This is a genomic window from Streptomyces sp. MBT53, from assembly GCF_016654115.1.
Lineage (GTDB): Bacteria > Actinomycetota > Actinomycetes > Streptomycetales > Streptomycetaceae > Streptomyces.
In genome coordinates, this window is record NZ_JAEQAZ010000234.1 from 1 (window position 1) to 17,311 (window position 17,311).

General features: G+C 70.2%; 16 protein-coding genes and 1 pseudogene. 7 read left to right on the forward strand and 10 right to left on the reverse strand.

The window, feature by feature from the left end; translation table 11 throughout:
• From JHN45_RS45155 to JHN45_RS45185, 7 genes and pseudogenes are all read right to left on the reverse strand, one after another.
• A pseudogene (locus JHN45_RS45155) lies at positions 1-403 on the reverse strand (right-handed parallel beta-helix repeat-containing protein); the annotation flags it as partial.
• A gap of 214 nt (positions 404-617) precedes the next feature.
• Positions 618-1,556, reverse strand: a complete 939-nt coding sequence (locus JHN45_RS45160) for a hypothetical protein (protein ID WP_201055216.1) — start codon at positions 1,554-1,556, stop codon at positions 618-620.
• Positions 1,553-2,038: a hypothetical protein gene (locus tag JHN45_RS45165; protein WP_200713230.1), complete on the reverse strand. Its 486-nt coding sequence runs from the start codon at positions 2,036-2,038 to the stop codon at positions 1,553-1,555. Before JHN45_RS45165 ends, JHN45_RS45160 begins: the two co-directional genes overlap by 4 nt.
• Complete coding sequence (locus JHN45_RS45170; RefSeq protein WP_201055217.1) at positions 2,038-3,264, reverse strand: macrolide family glycosyltransferase; 1,227 nt, start codon at positions 3,262-3,264, stop codon at positions 2,038-2,040. The genes JHN45_RS45165 and JHN45_RS45170 overlap by 1 nt, the downstream gene beginning before the upstream one ends.
• Positions 3,261-4,259: a patatin-like phospholipase family protein gene (locus JHN45_RS45175; protein WP_201055222.1), complete on the reverse strand. Its 999-nt coding sequence runs from the start codon at positions 4,257-4,259 to the stop codon at positions 3,261-3,263. Before JHN45_RS45175 ends, JHN45_RS45170 begins: the two co-directional genes overlap by 4 nt.
• Positions 4,260-4,411: 152 nt before the next feature.
• Entirely contained in the window at positions 4,412-4,969 is a 558-nt protein-coding gene (locus JHN45_RS45180; RefSeq protein WP_201055224.1) for a DUF5134 domain-containing protein, read from the reverse strand.
• 73 nt (positions 4,970-5,042) lie between these two features.
• A complete protein-coding gene (locus JHN45_RS45185; RefSeq protein WP_201055226.1) occupies positions 5,043-5,486 on the reverse strand; it encodes a cupin domain-containing protein in 444 nt (147 codons plus the stop codon).
• 211 nt (positions 5,487-5,697) lie between these two features.
• Between JHN45_RS45185 and JHN45_RS45190 the strand changes: the two genes are divergently transcribed.
• From JHN45_RS45190 to JHN45_RS45215, 6 genes are all read left to right on the forward strand, one after another.
• The gene (locus tag JHN45_RS45190; RefSeq protein WP_201055227.1) at positions 5,698-6,438 is read left to right on the forward strand and encodes an SDR family oxidoreductase; all 741 of its coding nucleotides are present in this window, start codon (positions 5,698-5,700) and stop codon (positions 6,436-6,438) included.
• Positions 6,439-6,480: 42 nt separating this feature from the next.
• Positions 6,481-9,135 carry a pyruvate dehydrogenase (acetyl-transferring), homodimeric type gene (gene aceE, locus JHN45_RS45195; protein WP_201055229.1) on the forward strand — a complete coding sequence of 885 codons (2,655 nt, stop codon included), beginning with the start codon at positions 6,481-6,483 and terminating at the stop codon, positions 9,133-9,135.
• Positions 9,132-9,899, forward strand: coding sequence for a class I SAM-dependent methyltransferase (locus JHN45_RS45200; RefSeq protein ID WP_236584803.1), 768 nt, complete (start codon positions 9,132-9,134; stop codon positions 9,897-9,899). The genes aceE and JHN45_RS45200 overlap by 4 nt, the downstream gene beginning before the upstream one ends.
• Before the next feature lie 158 nt (positions 9,900-10,057).
• A complete protein-coding gene (locus JHN45_RS45205; protein ID WP_200713223.1) occupies positions 10,058-10,555 on the forward strand; it encodes an Ohr family peroxiredoxin in 498 nt (165 codons plus the stop codon).
• Between the two features lie 84 nt (positions 10,556-10,639).
• The gene (locus tag JHN45_RS45210) at positions 10,640-11,386 is read left to right on the forward strand and encodes an SDR family oxidoreductase (protein WP_201055241.1); all 747 of its coding nucleotides are present in this window, start codon (positions 10,640-10,642) and stop codon (positions 11,384-11,386) included.
• A gap of 98 nt (positions 11,387-11,484) precedes the next feature.
• Positions 11,485-11,688 carry a hypothetical protein gene (locus JHN45_RS45215; protein WP_200713221.1) on the forward strand — a complete coding sequence of 68 codons (204 nt, stop codon included), beginning with the start codon at positions 11,485-11,487 and terminating at the stop codon, positions 11,686-11,688.
• Between the two features lie 16 nt (positions 11,689-11,704).
• Here the strand turns inward: JHN45_RS45215 and JHN45_RS45220 are convergent, their stop codons facing one another.
• The gene (locus JHN45_RS45220; protein ID WP_201055242.1) at positions 11,705-12,427 is read right to left on the reverse strand and encodes a sigma-70 family RNA polymerase sigma factor; all 723 of its coding nucleotides are present in this window, start codon (positions 12,425-12,427) and stop codon (positions 11,705-11,707) included.
• A gap of 277 nt (positions 12,428-12,704) precedes the next feature.
• Between JHN45_RS45220 and JHN45_RS45225 the strand changes: the two genes are divergently transcribed.
• The gene (locus tag JHN45_RS45225) at positions 12,705-15,488 is read left to right on the forward strand and encodes a LuxR family transcriptional regulator (RefSeq protein WP_201055243.1); all 2,784 of its coding nucleotides are present in this window, start codon (positions 12,705-12,707) and stop codon (positions 15,486-15,488) included.
• A 61-nt stretch (positions 15,489-15,549) separates the two neighbouring features.
• Here the strand turns inward: JHN45_RS45225 and JHN45_RS45230 are convergent, their stop codons facing one another.
• Both JHN45_RS45230 and JHN45_RS45235 read right to left on the reverse strand, forming a co-directional pair.
• A complete protein-coding gene (locus tag JHN45_RS45230) occupies positions 15,550-16,215 on the reverse strand; it encodes a nitroreductase (protein WP_201055245.1) in 666 nt (221 codons plus the stop codon).
• A 21-nt stretch (positions 16,216-16,236) separates the two neighbouring features.
• On the reverse strand, positions 16,237-17,311 hold a 1,075-nt coding region (locus tag JHN45_RS45235; RefSeq protein ID WP_201055246.1), incomplete at its 5' end, for a cytochrome b N-terminal domain-containing protein.

Genomic DNA, 17,311 nt, shown 5'->3' on the forward strand with positions numbered 1-17,311 from the left:
TGATGACCGGGGTCTGGCCGGCCGCCGCCTTCCACCACACGGTGCCTGCCGTGCCGCCGCCCGAGTCCGCGGCGGTGAAGGTCAGCGTCTTGGTCAGCCGGTAGACCCCGCCGGCCAGGGTCACGGTGATCGGACCGGACGTCGAGGTGTCGACCGCCCGCACCGCGGCCTGCGCCTTGGTGAGCGTGCGGAAGGGGGTGGCGGCGCTGGTCCCCGTGTTGTCGTCGCTGCCGCCGGGCGAGACGAAGTAGGTGACCGCGGTCGCCGCGTGCGCGGGGAGGGTGAGTACCCCGACCGGCAGGAGTGCGCAGACGAAGGCTGCGATGACACGGTAAGGCCCGATGAATAACCGGACCCTCTTCGTGTGTTTCGTGACGTGGGCATGCTCTCTAGAGGAAAACATGCAGGAAAGGTAGGGGTGTCGACATGAGACGTCAATGACCGGGACGATGAAACATCGGATCACTTGCTCATGGTGTCGGCGGACCTGTGGCGGCGAAGCGTCCGAGCGCGGCTGCGGAGATTCGGGTTCTGACGCTGCTCCGGCCACGACGACGGCCGCAGCCTCCCGAGAATCGCTTCTGCGGAGCCTGTGCCATGGGCTCCGGTCGTGACCCTCATGGCAAAGGGTCGACCTGTCCGGCAACCGCGCCCTGGTGGGCACGGATCACCGCGATCACCGTGTCGGTGGTGCGGTCGAGGTGGCTGCGGCCGTCAGGGGGCTCAGCCGTTGGGCTGATGTAGCTGCGGGGCCCGAAGTGAGTGGCCGGGTCGAGCCGATGCACGGTGATCTTCCCGGTGCGAAGGGCCCTGTTCCATCCGCTACGACGGAACAGCCGCCAGCGCTGAGGGAAGATCCAGGCACCGATCTGTTCGATACGGTCGTTCGCGCTGGTGAGTTGACACAAGTGCTCGGCATGGGTGAGGTCGTTGGCGCCGTTGTGGAACCCGCCGAGGGTGATCAGCAGGAGCGGGCAGCGCAGCTGGGCGTGCAGTTCGTCGACCGCGCCGGTGGCGACCTGGGCGCCGCCGCTGTAGCTGAGGAGCACGACGGTCGTACCGCTGTCGGGCCGGTAGCCGGCGAGCCGGAGCTGAGTGGCGATCTGTGTGCCGACCGCCTGGTTGTACAGGGGGCGGTAGCGGTGGTCGGCGGCGACGAAGGTCTGCACGACGTTGTGCAGGAACAGCAGCAGCCCGATGCGGCGGCGCAGCCACGCCCACACCGGCCGGTCGGCGAGTGGGTCGGCCAGCGGTGAGTACGGTTGAACCTGCCCCAACACCCGTAGCTCCGGCGCCCCGGCGATCAGGGCCTCGACCAGCTGGCCGCCGTCGCGGCTGTCACGGACGCGGCGTTTGCCGATGCCGTCGAGGTAGACGAGGTAGGCGTCCGGGGGAGCGTCGGGAGCCGCACCCCGGGCGTAGGGAACGCCTTCCGGGAGTACGTCGACCGGGGCCCGCCAGCCGGCGCCGTAGGCGAGAAGTTCGTAGCGGGCCACCAGGGCTTCGGCCAGCAGGACAGGTCCGATGACACAGGCCCAGAGCAGGAAGTCGTTCATGCGATCGACCCCCGCGCTTCGGTCGTGCTGATCCTCACGACAAGGCGCCGGACGGCCTCCACGGCGAGACCCAGCCCGGCCCCGGCGACGGCCACACAGCCGGCGGCGCTCCACCAGCCCAGCCCGCCGGCCGTGGCGAGCGGGCCGACCAGGCCGGCCCCGACGCCCACGAAGAGCGTGAAGTGGAGCAGCGGTCCGAGCAACGGGAAGGCGAGGACGGCGGCGAGCACCAGCGGGGCGACCAGGCCCGGCGTCCACACCAGGCCGGTACCCGGCGGCGAGGACATCACCGGCTTGGCCATGGTCCACGCGGTCAGTGGCCACAGCGCGAACACGACGCCCTCGACGAGGCCGGCGGGCAGCAGCAATCCGGCCACGAGGGTCCGCGACATACCGGGCCGGCCCGCGACCAGCGGCAGGATGCGCCCGGCGGCTTCCGACACTCCGGCGAACAGCAGCAGGACAACGACGGTCGACGACATTATTCGGCCCCGCCGTGCCGGCTCGACGGGGACAACCGACCGACCGGGCCGGCCGCGTGCAGATAGCGTTCGAGTTCGTCGGCGGCGCGCCGATATCCGCCCGCCTCGCGCTGGGCGACCCGCAGGGTGCCCGTCGCTGTCCGGAACCGGGGGTCGTCGAGCAACTGCCGGGCGAGGTCACGCACCGAGTCCTCCGTGACGTCCTGGGTGTGGATCGACAGGCCCGCGCCGAGCTCGACGACGCGCCGGGCCACCATCGGCTGATCGGCACCCTGGGGGACGACCAGCAGCGGAACGCCCGCGTACGTGGCCTCGTTGACGCTGTTCATCCCGCCATGGGTGAGGAACAGCGCCGCGCGGGCCAGCACCTCCGGCTGCGGTACGGAGCGACGGGCGAACACGTTGGTCGGCAACGGACCCAGCGCCTCGGGATCGGTCTGCCCGGTGGAGACGATCACGGTGCCGCCGAGGGGAGCGAGCGCGGTGGCCAGGGAGCGCAGCAACCGCGGGTCGGCGTTGAAGACCGTGCCCAGCGAGACGTACAGCAACGGGTCCCGCAGTCGATCGGCCGGGAACGACGGGTCGAGGGGACGGGCGCCGATGCTGGGGCCGACGAACCGATACGACTGGTCGAAGTCCTCGACAGCGGGCTGGAACGCCCGGGAGGTGTAGACCAGATTGAGCGGCTGGCGGATGTTCGCCAGGTCGAGGAGGGGCAGACCGCGCGCGTCGAAGTGGCGGTGCAGCGCCCAGCGGGACCGTACGTAGCCCTGGACGCTGCGAGGCTGAGCCCTCGCCGCGGTCAGCAGCTCCCAGGAGCCACGAGTGGGGCTGGGGACATGCTCGTTGAGGGCGAATGTGGTGAACGAGGAGGCGGCCGGCACCGCGAGTTCGCGGGCGGCGACCGCGCCCCACAGACAGGCGCTGTCGTGGACGATCAGGTCGGGTCGGGCGTGGCGCAGGTCGGTGAGCACGCCGGGCAGCAGGCGGACCGCGGTGCTCGCCAGTGACTCCATCCACGAGACCGGCGTCGGCGGATCGGGGAGGGGCTGGTCGCCGCCGGGGTACAGGAACACCGTCGCGCCGGTCGCCTCGATCTCCTTACGGAACGCGGGCGAGGTGTGGTAGCTGACGGAGTGGCCGCGCCGGACAAGCTCGGCCACGACCGGCAGTGTCGGGTTGATGTGCCCGTGCATGCCGATGCTGAGGAACGCGATGGTACTCACAGGTGGACCCCCGTAGTGAAAGAAACCGATGCCCTGTCCGGGCCGGTGGATGTCGTCGAAGGATCGTCGACCCGGTACAGCCCGGGTCCGCTGATGCGCAGTCCGTCCAGAAAGAGTCCGGCGGTGAAGCACGCGGTGTCGATCAGCCGTTGGGAATGGCCGAAGTCCCACGGTGCGGGCCAGTCCTCGATGCCGGTCGGGAGCACGACGGTCGGGATGTGCTGGGACACCTCACGCAGGTCACGTTCGATCTGATGGTGCAACAGCAGCAGCCCGGCCCTGCCGGCGATCGCGCCAGCCCGTCGGCGCGGAAGGACGGTGGGCAACGGCGAGCTCTCCGGGCCGGCCGCCACCACTACCACGCTTGCCGCCCCGGCCTGCAGAGCCGCCAGCACCGGGACGTAGGCGATGACTCCGCCGTCGACGAGGGTTCGGCCCGCACGGTCCACCGGGGGCAGCATCCCTGGAATGGCCGCGCTGGCCAGCAGCGCGGATTCGAGGTCTCCCCGGTCGAGCAGTACCTGAGCGCCGGTGACCAGGTCCATGGCCACCGCGGTGAACGGGACCGCCAACTGCTCGATCCGCGAAGGCAGTTCGGCCCGGGCGATCAGTCGACGCAGGCCGCGATCCGTGAAGACGCTGGTCCGTTCGGACAGCCGGCCGAGCGGATACACGTCACGGCGACGCAGTCGGGTCCACACGTGGTCCAGCCAGGGGGCGGCCCGGTCGGGGTGTGCGGCGGCGATGGCGCCGTTGAGGGCACCCACCGAGGTTCCGACGATCATGTCCGGGACGAATCCGCGCTGTTCCAGGGCGTACCCGACACCGATGTGCGCCGCTCCGAGCACGCCACCGGCGCCCACCACCACGGCCACCGGACGGGGAAGCGCCCCCAGTCCCGCCGTCCGCGGGGTTCCGTGCGGTCGGACCGAGCCGCCTCCGTGGAAGGCGACGTCCGCCGAGGAGAATGATCTCCGGCGACGAGCAACCCTCATGATCCACCCTTCCTCGCCATGAGCACCGAATCGGACTGGTTCCCCACCTACGACCGGACGGCAGCACCATGTGTGACACCGTTGGTCCGGCGGGTCTGACGAAGCCGCGTCACGGAGACAGACCGAGCCGCCAAGCCGTGCAGCGGACCGCGTCAGTGGTGCATGAGCAGCACGATGGCCGTGCCCATCGCCGTCGATCCGTGCCAGAAGCGGTCGCAGGCTCCGCCGATGTCGGCGGAGATGCCTGCGTCGGCCGACGTTCCGAGGAGCCTCGGCATGTCCCGGGTCAGCGACCGCAGAGCGTAGGCCAGGAGACAGAGCGTCAGCGCGCCGGTGACCAGGTCGGCGGTCCGCATGTCCGCGACGCTGCCGTGCCGCACCGGCATCCACGCCATGGCGAGCATCCCCACCGCGTAGGGCGAACTCCGCACGAGGCCGACCGACACGGGCCCCCGGCGGCCGAGAACCGCGGTCAACGGGAACCACACCGCCGCGGCGGCGAAGAACACCACCTGCCCCCGCGCCGGCACTTCGCCGAGCCCGTGCCACGGCATCACCGCCATGGCCGACGCCATGACGGTGTGCAGCAGCTGGTCGCCCCGGTCGCGCCACCCCGGGCTTCGTCGCAGCACGGCCTGCCGCAGTGCGTAGACGGCGGAGGCCGCGAACAGCACGGTCAGCATGACGTGTACGACATCAGTGGCGCTCATGCCTCACCACGTCCTCCCACGGAGCGGAACCGGCTCCGTTCGCAACCGCCTGGTACGGGTGGGCAGGGGACCGTCAGGCAGTCGGCCGCGGGGCGCGGAGATGGGCCCGCTCGGCCAGCTCCTCCTTCTCGACCAGTTCGAGCATGGGTTTGCCCGGCGCGCACAGCATCGTCACGACGAACCGGGTGCGCGCGTCGGTCAGCGCGTTGCCGTCCTGGTAGTGGATCGGGTCGCCGCCCGGCTCCCAGAACGTCCCGCCCGCCTCGATCACGCGCTCGGGCTCGCCCTCCATCTCGAAACGGACGGCGCCCTCGACGACGTAGCCGAACGCCGGTCCCGAGTGGCGGTGGGGCGGGCTTCCCGGGTCGCCGGGCTCCCACTCGACGAAAATGGTCATCGCCGACGCGCCCTCGGGGACGGTGAGCGGTGCGGTGTCCTGCAGCATCTTCGCCGCCGTCTTCCATCCCTCGGCGGGGGTCCGCGATGCGGTGCCCTGTACTGCGTCCTGGTCCGACATGGGTCGGCCTCCCTCGGATTCACCCGGCCATGGCTGCCATGGCCGTCTCCAGTGATGACCGGGCTCCGGACGGATGTGTGACACGCATCGCCGTATCGGTGTCACAACCTTGGTACGTGTCTTGTCCTGGTTGGTGTGAAAGGTCGGCGGTGACGCCGGCTCACGAAGCCATCAGCGGGGGTCGCCGACCCCTCGGCGGGAAGGGCCCGGAATGCGAGTCGTTGTAGCAGGAGCCACTGGCCTGATCGGTTCCAGGACGGTCAACAGGCTTCGGGACCACGGTGTGGAGGTCGTGCGCGTGTCGCGCCACGAGGGCGTCGACGTCGCGACCGGAAAGGGCCTCGACGAGGCCATGCGCGGCGCCGATGTGGTGGTGGACGTCACCGACACGCCCTCCCGCGGGGAGTTGGAGAGCCTGGAGTTCTTCGGCACGGCGACCCGCAATCTCCTGGAGGCGGCGGCGCGGGCGGGCGCCGAACATCACGTGATCCTGTCCCTCGTGGGGGCCGAACGTCTGCAGGCCGGTTACTTCCGCGCGAAGGCGCTGCAGGAGGAACAGGTACGGCGCTCGCCCATGCCCTACTCGATCGTGCGGACCACACCGTTCTTCGAGTCGGTGGAGTACATGTCCCGTGCGGCGACGTACGGAGACGCCGTCCACGTCGCGCCCGTGCTGATCCAACCCGTGTCTGCGGACGATGTCGCCGCCGAGATCGCCCATGTCGCCGTGGGGCTGCCGCTGTTCGGTGTCATGGAGGTCGCCGGCCCCGAGGAGCACTACCTCGACGACCTCACCGCGAAGCTGCTGGCCGCGCGCGGTTACCTGTGGGACGTGGTCCCCGACGCCCACACCCCTTTCTTCGGGGCGACGCTCGGGCAGCGGGCACTGCTGCCCCGCGCGGACGCACACCTGGGGCACGAGACCTTCGCCCAGTGGCTCGCACGGCGATGAGGCCGACCCCCCCCACGCCCCACGTCCCGACAAGGAACAGCCATGAGCGAGCTTGACCAACTACCCGACCAGGACGCCGAGGAGACCGCCGAATGGCAGGCGTCGCTCGACGCCGTCGTGCGGAACGCGGGACCGGACAGAGCCGTGTACCTCCTGCGGCGCGTGCACGAGTTCGCGGCCCGGACCGGCGTGTCCCTGCCCGGGCTCCTGACCTCCGACTACATCAACACCATTCCCCCGTCGGCGCAGCCCGCCTTCCCCGGCGACATCGCCATGGAGTCCAGGATCACCGCCCTGAACCGGTGGAACGCGGCGGCCATGGTGACCCGAGGCGCCCGCTTCGGGCTCGGCGGCCACATCTCGACCTATGCCTCGGCGGCCTGGCTGTACGAGATCGGGTTCCACCACTTCTTCCAGGGCAAGGACGGCGGGGGAGGCTCGGGCGACCAGCTGTACTTCCAGGGCCATGCCTCGCCGGGCATCTACGCCCGTGTGTTCCTCGAAGGGCGCCTGAGCGAGGCGCAGTTGGACGACTTCCGGCGCGAGGCGGACGGCCACGGACTGCCGTCGTACCCGCACCCCCGACGGCTGCCGTGGCTGTGGGAGTTCCCCACCGTCTCCATGGGCCTCGGCCCGCTCGCCGCCATCCACCAGGCCCGCTTCAACCGGTATCTGCACGCCCGCGGCATCAAGGACACCTCCGCGTCACGGGTGTGGGCCTTCCTCGGGGACGGCGAGACGGACGAGCCGGAGTCGACGGCCGCGCTGGCGCTCGCCGCCCGGGAACAGCTCGACAACCTCACCTTCGTCGTCAACTGCAACCTCCAGCGGCTGGACGGGCCCGTACGGCCGAACTCCAAGATCGTGCAGGAGCTGGAGGCCAGGTTCCGCGGAGCGGGCTGGAACGTGGTCAAGTCCCTCTGGGGCGAGGCCTGGGACCCCGTCCTGCGGCAGGACACCACCGGCGCCCTGGTCCACCGGCTCGGCGAGATCCCCGACGCCCAACTGCAGACGTACGCCGCCCGGGACGCCTCGTACCTCCGCGAACACTTCTTCACGGGCGACGCGCTCTCCGGCCTCGCCGCGAGGCTGAGCGACAGCCGGCTGACCGAACTGTTCGGCAGTTCGAGGGGTGGCCACGAGCCGCTCAAGGTCTACGCCGCCTACCGGGCGGCCGTCGAGCACCGGGGCGCGCCGACGGTCGTCCTCGCCCAGACGGTGAAGGGGCACACCCTCGGCTCGGCCTTCGAGTCGCGCAACGCCAACCACCAGATGAAGAAGCTGACCATGGAGCAGTTCCGCGAGATGCGGGACCTGCTCGAACTCCCCATCCCCGACAGCGCGTTGAGCGGCGACCTGGTGCCGTACTGGCACCCGGGCGAGAACTCGGAAGAGGTGCGGTACCTGCACGAGCGGCGAGCGGCGCTGGGCGGTCCCGCCCCGCTGCGCAGGGTGGTCCCGAAACCGTTGAAGCAGCCACCGAGCCGCCCGTTCGAGGCTCTGGAGCAGGGCTTCGGCCATCAGGAGGTGGCCACCACCATGGCTCTGGTCCGCCTGGTCAAGGACCTGATGCGCGACGAGGAGACGGGACGGCGCTGGGTGCCGATCATCCCCGACGAGGCCCGCACGTTCGGCATGGAGTCCCTGTTCCCGAGCGCCGGCATCTACTCACCGGAGGGCCAGACCTACGAACCGGTCGACGCGGACCAACTCCTCTACTACCGCGAGGCCAAGAACGGCCAGTTGATCGACGAGGGAATCACCGAGGCCGGTTCCATGGCCGAGTTCACCGCGGCGGCGACCTCGTACGCCACCCACGGCGAACCCATGATCCCGTTCTACATCTTCTACGCGATGTTCGGTTTCCAGCGCACCGGCGATCAATTCTGGGCGCTGGCAGACCAGTTGGGGCGCGGTTTCGTCATCGGGGCGACGGCAGGCCGCACCACGATGACGGGCGAGGGACTGCAGCACGCCGACGGGCACTCCCATCTGCTGGCGTCCACCAATCCCGCCGCCGTGTCCTACGACCCCGCCTTCGCCTACGAGATCGCGGTGATCGTGCGCGAGGGCCTGCGCCGCATGTACGGGGAGCGGCCCGAGGACGTCTTCTACTACCTCACCGTCTACAACGAACCCAAGGAACAGCCCGCGATGCCCGCCGCACCCGGCGTCGAGGAAGGCATCGTCCGGGGCATCTACCTGTTCCGGCCGGCCGATCCCGCCGGACCGGAACCACGGATCCAGCTGCTGGCCTCCGGTACGGCCATCCACTGGGCGCTCGGCGCCCAGGAGTTGCTGCTGTCCCAGTGGGGCGTCCACGCCGACGTCTGGTCGGTGACGTCCTGGACGGAGCTGCGCCGCGACGCGCTGGACGCCGACAGGGCGCGGCTGCGGGGCGAGGAACGCGTCCCCTACGTGACGGCGGCGCTGGCGGACGCGCCCGGACCGGTGCTGGCCGTCAGCGACTGGATGCGGCAGGTGCCCGACCAGATCAGCCAGTGGGTCGGCCACGACTACTCGTCGCTCGGTACGGACGGCTTCGGGCTGTCGGACACCCGGGACGCCGTACGGCGCTACTTCCGGGTGGACGCCGAGTCGATCGTCGTAGCCGCCCTGGACGGGCTGACACGAGCCGGCGCGATCGACCCGGAGACGGTCGTGCGAGCGCGCGACCGGTACGGATGGCGCGGATGACCGTCATGAGCGCGCCCTCGATCGACCACCCCGGGCGGGAGTCCCAGGACGCCTACGCGGTCAGCGCGGAGTTCTACGACCTGCTGCAGGCGGAGCGGGACGAGGTCCGGGTGCGCGCGCTCTACCGCGACGACGTGGCCGGGGCCCGGGTCGGTGTGCTGGACGTCGGCGCGGGCACCGGACGTGTCACTCTGATGAGTCTCCTGGAGTCGCGCGTTCCCGTGCACGCGGTGGAGCCCGCCCGCTGCATGCGCACCCCGCTGATGACGCGACTGGCGTCCCTGAGCGCGGAGTTGACGACTCGGGTCACCGTGCACCCGTACGCGCTCGACGAGGCGGGGCTGCGCGCGGTCGCGGACGTGGCCGTGTGCCACAACACCGTCGCCTGCCTGCGTCCGACGTCGCGCCGTGCGCTGTGGCATGCCGTCGCCGAGGCCCTTGTGCCCACAGGGGCACTCCTCGTCCAGCTCCCGCCGGCTCGCCTCCCACGACACGAGACCACCCGTGCGCTGCCCACCCGGAAGATCGGCCGACACGAGTACGGGGGAAGCATCATGACCTCGCCCGACGTGGACCGGATCCGGGCACGGTTCGACTACTGGGTGCGCGAGTCGGGACGCGTGCTGCGCCGGCACGACGAGACGTTCTGGATGTGGCCCGCCTCCCGTACGGAGCTGATCGTCGAACTGGAGGAAGCCGGTCTCGTCGCGCTGCCCGAACGGCGGGACCCCGCCGTCCTGGCCGTACGGCGCGCAGGGCCATGACCTCCTGAACGCCGCCCCGCGCGTCACAAGTACGGGCACTCGCCGGTCATCCAGTCGTTCAGTTCGTCGGAATCCGGGACGTCACGACGCGAAGGTGCGCTCATCATGGCTTGCAGCACAGTTGGTCCGGCGCCACGCAACACCACGGGGGTCACGCGGTGACCGGGCCGATCCAGCCTCCCGACCTGTCCACCGAGCAGGACTTCGGCGGAGAGGAATTCGCTCCCCTGTACATCACGACAGTGACTGTGACCGGCGGTACGGCGGCCCACGGGAGAGCCTCGGGGAGAGCGCGCTCGGACGACGGAATCCTCGACCTCGATCTGCGGCTGCCCGCCGAACTGGGCGGAGACGGCCACGGATCCAACCCCGAGCAGCTCTTCGCCGCCGGGTTCGCGGCCTGCTTCCACGGCGCGCTGAGCCTCCTCGCCCGACAGACCGCGCTCGACCCCACCGCGATCTCCGTCGACGCCACCGTGGCCTTCGGCCGCGATCCGCAGGACGGCGGTTACGTCCTCCACGTCGACCTGGTGGTCCGCTGGCCGGGCGTCGCTCCGGACGTCGCCGCGCCGCTCCTGCACCGGGCCGACGCGCTGTGCCCGTACGCGCGCATGGCCTGGCACGGCACGCCGACCACCATCACGTTGGCGCCCTAGGTTCCGTCGGGCGGTGTCACAGACGGAGGTGGTGTCCGGTCTCTACTGATGCAGGCATGAGACAAACCCGAAAGGAATTCCGTCATGAAGGTCGTAGTGATCGGTGGTACCGGGTTGATCGGCTCGAAGGTGGTCGCCGGGCTGGGCGAGCACGGGCACGAGGCGGTCGCCGCCTCGCCCAACACCGGCGTGAACACGCTGACGGGTGAGGGGCTGGACGAGGTCCTCAAGGGGGCGGACGTGGTGGTCGACGTGTCGAACTCGCCCTCGTTCGAGGACCAGGCGGTGATGGACTTCTTCCGTACCTCGACGGCGAATCTGCTGAAGGCGGAGACCGAGGCGGGTGTCGGTCATCATGTGGCGCTGTCGGTGGTCGGTACCGAGCGTCTGCAGGGGAGTGGCTACTTCCGTGCCAAGCAGGCCCAGGAGGAGCTGATCAGGGCGTCCGGGAATCCGTTCTCGATCGTGCACGCCACCCAGTTCTTCGAGTTCGCGAAGGGACTGGCGGACGGGGTCACCGTGGGCGACACCGTGCATCTGCCCGATGCGAAGATCCAGCCCATCGTCTCCGACGACGTGGCCGTGGCCGTGGCCCGTGCGGCGGTGGGGGATCCGGTGGGCGGTGTGGTGGAGGTCGCAGGGCCGGAGGCGTTCCAGCTGGAGGAGTTCGTCCGGATGGGTCTCTCCGCGCACGACGACCCGCGCAAGATCGTCACGGACCCGCAGGCGACGTACTGGGGTGCCGAGTTGGAGGAGAACACGCTCCTGCCGGGACCGGACGCACACATCGCCGGGACCCGCTTCGCCGACTGGCTCACCCGGCAGAAGTAGACACCGTCCGTTCTGGGTGGCCGTTCCCTCCGTTTCCTCCGGGAAGGGCCACCCGGTCCCCCCACCCATGAGAACGCGGGGACGGCAAGAGGAGCACGATGGAAAAGACCCATCAGGAACGCGGTGACATCGCGGCCACCGTCATGGCGCTGAGCGCCGAATCAGCCGAACTGCAGACCCGTGTCACCGCGCTGCGGCGGGAACTGGTGCACATCAACGAGCGCATGACAGTCATCTCGACCACCCTGCACCGGCTTACGCGCCCGTGGCTTCCGGACGGAGGGCGTGAGCGGTCCCTGTAGGGAAGGACCGCGCCGGTCACCGGCGCGTTCCCGGAGCGGAAGCGAGTGGCCGACGGTGGGCGGGCGAGTGGCCGGCGTCGGTGGCGAGGACCCTTTCCAAATGCGCGAGGTCACCGGACTGGGCCGCCGCGAGGAAGGCCTGGACGAGGCGCCGGTACGCGACGGAGTCCACTGGTTGCCGGCCATGGTCCGTGGCGAGACGCTTCTGGGCGCGTGACACCTGCTGCCTCGCATTCGCGACGCTCAGACGCAGGATCCCGGAGATCCGGGTGTACGGGTAGCCGAACCCCTCCCGCAGGACGTACACGGCCCGTTGCGTCGGCGTCAGTGCCTCCATCAGCAGAAGAACCGCCTGCTCAACGGATTCCAGTCGTTCGGCCAACGCCTCGGGGGTCGCTGCGGGGTCCGCCGGTTCCGGGAACCAGGGGCCGGCGCAGGATTCGCGACGTCTCCAGGCGGACCGGACGACGTTGACGGCCAGCCGGACAGTGGTGGTCCTCAGCAGCGCCGAGGGGTTCAGGACGACTGTGCGGTCTGTGCCCTGCCACCGCAGCCACGCCTCCTGGATGACGTCTTCGGCCTCGCCCGCATCTCCGACGATGCGCTTGGCGATCTTGAGGAGTCCTGGCCGGGCCTGGACGAACACCGACGTCGCGTGGTCCAGTTCACCCCTCGCCGGGGTGGCCGTCATGCCCGCCGTCTCCCGACCTCGCGTTGCTTCGAGCGCTTGCGTGTCCACGACCGGCTCCTCTGCTCCGTAGGTCAGTCGCTTGAAAGGCGGCTGAAACCACCGTCGCGCACGGGGGCGGCCGATCGCCCCTGGGAAATCCGTAGATGGCCGCGTGGTTGTGCCGTGGTCGGTTCGCGGCCCGGGGGCCGACTTTTCGCTGACGTGCGAAAGCTGTCGTTCCGCGTCACCGCCACCACCGAGGGTGACAGGGACCGCCCGCGGACATGGCGCCGAGATCCGGGGACGATCCCACGAACGCCGGTCTATCCTGATCAGGGAGGCTGCCATGACGAGTCGCGGTGCGTTTCCCGGACTCCTCGGGCGGCGAAACGAGTGCCTGGTCCTCGACGACCTCTTGGCAGGTGCCAGGTCGGGGCGCAGTGGGGTCCTGGTCCTGCGCGGTGAGGCGGGCATCGGGAAGACCGAGCTGTTGAACTACGTCGTCGAGCGGGCCACCGGTTGCCGCGTTGTCAGGGCTGCCGGTGTCCAGTCCGAGATGGAGCTCTCCCACGCCGGCCTGCATCAGCTCTGCGCCCCCCTGCTGAGCGGCATCGACGACCTTCCCGAGCCTCAACGCGACGCCCTCTGCACGGCGTTCGGGCTGCGAGGCGGTGCCGCACCCGACCGGTTCCTCGTGGGGCTGGCCACGCTGAGCCTCCTCGCGGACGCCGGCGGGAACCAGCCGCTGGTCTGCCTCATCGACGATGCCCAGTGGCTGGACCGGGCATCGGCGCAGAGCCTGGAGTTCGTCGCCCGCCGACTGCTCGCGGAGTCGGTCGTGCTGGTCTTCGCCGTCCGCTCCCCGAGCGTCCGCGAGCCGACCGTCGGCGAGTCGATCACCGGCCTCCCCGAGCTGCCCGTGACGGGCCTGACCGAGAGCGACTCACGGAAACTCCTCGACTCGGTCGTCACCGGGCCGCTGGACCACCGGGTACGCAGCCGCATCATCGCCGAAACGCGAGGCAATCCGCTGGCCCTCCTTGAGCTGCCTCGCGGGTTGGCCCCGGTGGACCTGGCCGACGGCTTCGTGCGCCCCGACGTGCGGCCGTTGTCGAGTCAGATCGAGCAGGGCTTCCTCCGCCGCGTCCAGTCCCTCCGGGCCGAGACGCAACGCCTGCTGTTCACCGCAGCCGCCGAACCGGTCGGCGACGTCACGCTGTTGAGGCGCGCGGCCGAGCGGCTCGGGATCGCCGTGGACACCGCCGTCGAGCACGCCGAGGCGTCGGGACTGATCACCTTCGGCACGTGGGTGCGCTTCCGGCACCCACTGGTGCGCTCCGCGGCGTACGGCGCGGCGGGCCTCGACGGGCGTCGCGAGGTGCACAGAGCGTTGGCGGAAGCGACCGATGCCCGGCTCGACCCCGACCGCCGGGCATGGCATCTGGCGTGTGCGACGGCCGGACCCGACGAGACGGTGGCCGCGGAGCTGGAGCGCTCGGCGGGCCGGGCACAGGCACGTGGCGGAATCGCCGCGGCCGCGGCCTTTCTCGACCGGGCCGCCGAATTGACCCCGGACCCCGCACGCCGGGGGGCCAGGGCGTTGGCGGCGGCGCAGGCCAAGTACCAGGCCGGCGCGTTCGACGCCGCGCGAGGCCTGGCGGACGTCGCGGAGCTGGGCTCCCTCGATGCGCTCGGATCCGCACAGACGAAGCTGCTGCGCGGTCAGATCATGTCGGCGTCCAAGAGCGCCAGCGCGGGGCTGCCGTTGCTGCTCGACGCGGCCAAGCGGCTTGAGCCCCTCGACGCCGGGCTCGCCCGAGAGACCTATCGCGACGCGATCTACGCGGCTCTCACCGCCGGCCGCCTCCCGAAGGGCGGCGTCCTCGAAGTGGCGAAGGCCGTACTGAGCGCGCCGAGGCCCGCCGAGCCGAGACGCGACGATCTGCTCCTGGAAGGCATCGCCCGGCTGACCACGGAGGGCTATGCCGTGGGCACGCCGATGGTGCTCGACGCGCTGGCCGCATTCCGCACCGAGGAGGTCTCGGGGGCAGAGGGCCTGGGCTGGCTCCCGCTGGCCTGCCGTTTGGCGCACAGCACATGGGACTTCGAGAGCTGGTCCGTGCTCTCGGCCGGTCTGGTCGACCTGGCGCGCGGGACGGGGGCACTGACCGTGCTCCCGTCGGCACTGCTGCTGCGCCTGTCGAACCGGGTCTTCGCGGGCAACCTCGCCGACGCCGACTCCCTCGTCGTGGAGGCGACCGCGATCGGCGAGGCGACCGGCAGCAGATTCTTCGCGCACTACGGGGCGCTGGTCGTCGAACCCTGGAAGGGCCGGGAGCCCGAGACCCGACAGGCGATCGAGGCGATCACCCAGGACCTCCTCCTGCGAGGGGAGGGCAAGGTGGTGACCGCCACGCAATGGGCGGCAGCGGTCCTCTACAACGGCCTCGGCCGGTACGAGGAAGCGTATGTGGCCGCCAAACGCGGTTGTGAGAACCCACAGGAACTCGGCCTGTACCTCCAGTCGATGGTCGAACTCGTCGAGGCCTCGGCACGCCTCGGAAGACCGGAGGACGCGGCCGGGACGGTCCGGACCATCCACGCCATGGCGCAGGCCAGCGGCACCGACTGGGCTCTGGGCACCTCGGCCAGGTCCCGCGCGCTGGTGAGCGACGGGGAGACCGCGGACGCCCTGTACCGCGAGGCGATCGAACGGCTCGGCCGCACGGAGGTCCGGACGGAACTGGCACGCGTCCAACTTCTCTACGGCGAGTGGCTCCGCCGCGAGAACCGGCGTGCGGACGCCCGCGCCCACCTGGCCGTCGCCCACGAGATGCTCCGGCAGATCGGGGCCGAGGCCTTCGCGGAACGCGCGCGGCGCGAACTGCAGGCCACGGGAGCGAAGGTCCGTAAACGCGCTGCCGCGACGCACGAAGCTCTCACTCCGCAGGAGGCGCAGATCGCTCGTCTCGCCGGCGAAGGGCTGACGAACTCCGAGATCGGCGCCCAGTTGTTCATCAGTCCCCACACGGTCGAATGGCACCTCCGCAAGGTCTTCTCGAAGCTCGGCATCTCCTCCCGCAAGGAGATCCGCACCATGCGCCTCGAAGGCGAGGCGACGTCCGCCTAGGTCCCGAGGCGCGATGAACCGGTCGAAGACGGCGGGCACGGGGCCGGCCTCGACCGCGGTACTAGTACCCGACGAACACGACCGTCTCCTCCAACGGTGCCCTGCCCATTCGGGCGTGGTCGACCGCGGCGTCCTCGTGTCCGATCGACATGCCGCACAACAGCATCAGCTCCTCTGGGGGCGACAGGACCTCCGCGACGCTGCTGTGGAACTTCGCCCACGCCATCTGCGGGCAACTGTGCAGCCCTTCGGCGCGGAGCAGCAGCATGACGGTCTGCAGATACATCCCGGCGTCGGACCACTGGGCCGGGCCCAGATCGCGGTCGATGTAGCAGAACAGCGCGGCGGGCGCACCGAAACAGTCCCAGTTCGCGGAAGCGGCCCGCTGGCGTGCCTCCACGTTCTCGTGCGGGATGCCGAGCGCGCCGTAGCGCTGCTCACCGAAGGCGGACCGACGCTCGTGGTACGGGGACCTGAGCGCGGGCGGGTACTGCTCGTACTCCGGTTCGTCCCAGGGCTCGCCCGCGGCCAGGCGCCCGCCGGCCCGCGTCTTGATCTCGGCCAGCGGGTCGCCGGTCACCACGTAGGGGCGCCACGGCTGGAGATTCGATCCGGACGGCGCCCACGCCGCAGCGCACAATACGCGCTCCAGCAGCTCCCTCGGGACATGCCGGTCGGTGAATCCGCGTACCGCCCGCCGACTGCTGACCGCCTCGTAGACGTCCAAGATCGTCCATCTCCCCACGGGTCACTGGTGCATTTCCTTCGTCGGTGTTTCCTTTTCCCTGTATTCCTGTGCCGTCGGTTTGGTGATCTGTGCGCCCTCGCCGTAGAGGCTCTCGCTGAGCCGGGTGCGCAGGCTCCGGGTGAGGCGGAACACGGTGTTCGGATGCGCCGTTCCGTTCGTGCTGCCGGGAGTGAGGGGGCGGTACTGCTCGTGCTGGGTGAGCAGGTGGAGCTGTTCCTGACCGAGCGGCTCGTGCACTTCGACGAACTCGCCGTTGGGCAGGCGTTTGATGATTCCGGTCTCGCGTCCGTGCAGTACTTTCTCGCGGTCACCGCGCTGAAGCCCGAGCGCACACCGTTTCGTCACGGAATACGCTGCGACGGGTACGACGAAGAGTCCGATACGGACGGCCCAGGTCACCGACTCGACCGGGACATGGAGACGGACGGCGATGATGTCGTTCCCGGCGCCGATCAGGGCCACCGCGTAGAAACTGAGCCATGAGACGCCGAGTGCCGTGCGTACGGGCCGGTTGCGTGGTCGGTCCAGCAGGTTCTGTTCGCGCGTGTCACGGGTGACCCAGGACTCGATGAACGGATACACGCCCAGGGCGAGGAAGAAACCGACCCCCGCGGTCAGCGGAATCAGGTTGTCGAGCGCCAGGGTGTGACCCCAGAAGTTGATCTCCCAGCCGGGCATCACCCGCAGCAGCCCGTCCGCGACACCCATGTACCAGTCGGGCTGTGAACCGGCCGAGACCTGGTCGGCGCGGTAAGGCCCGTACTGCCAGACGGGGTTGATCTGCGCGACCGCGGAGATGACGAAGACGGCGCCGGTCACCAGCAGGAAATAGCCGGCGGACTTGACGGCGCGTACCTTGGCCGGCACGCCCACGACATTGCTGTTGGTGCGTCCGCGGCCGGGGTACTGGGTGTGCCGGTGGCGGAGCATCAGGGCCAGATGGGCGGTCAGGAGTCCCACCATGAGGGCGGGGATGATCAGCACGTGGATGGTGTTGAAGCGGGCGACGAGTTCGTGGCCGGGGAACTCGCCTCCGAACAGGAACATCGACAGATACGTTCCGACGATCGGGATG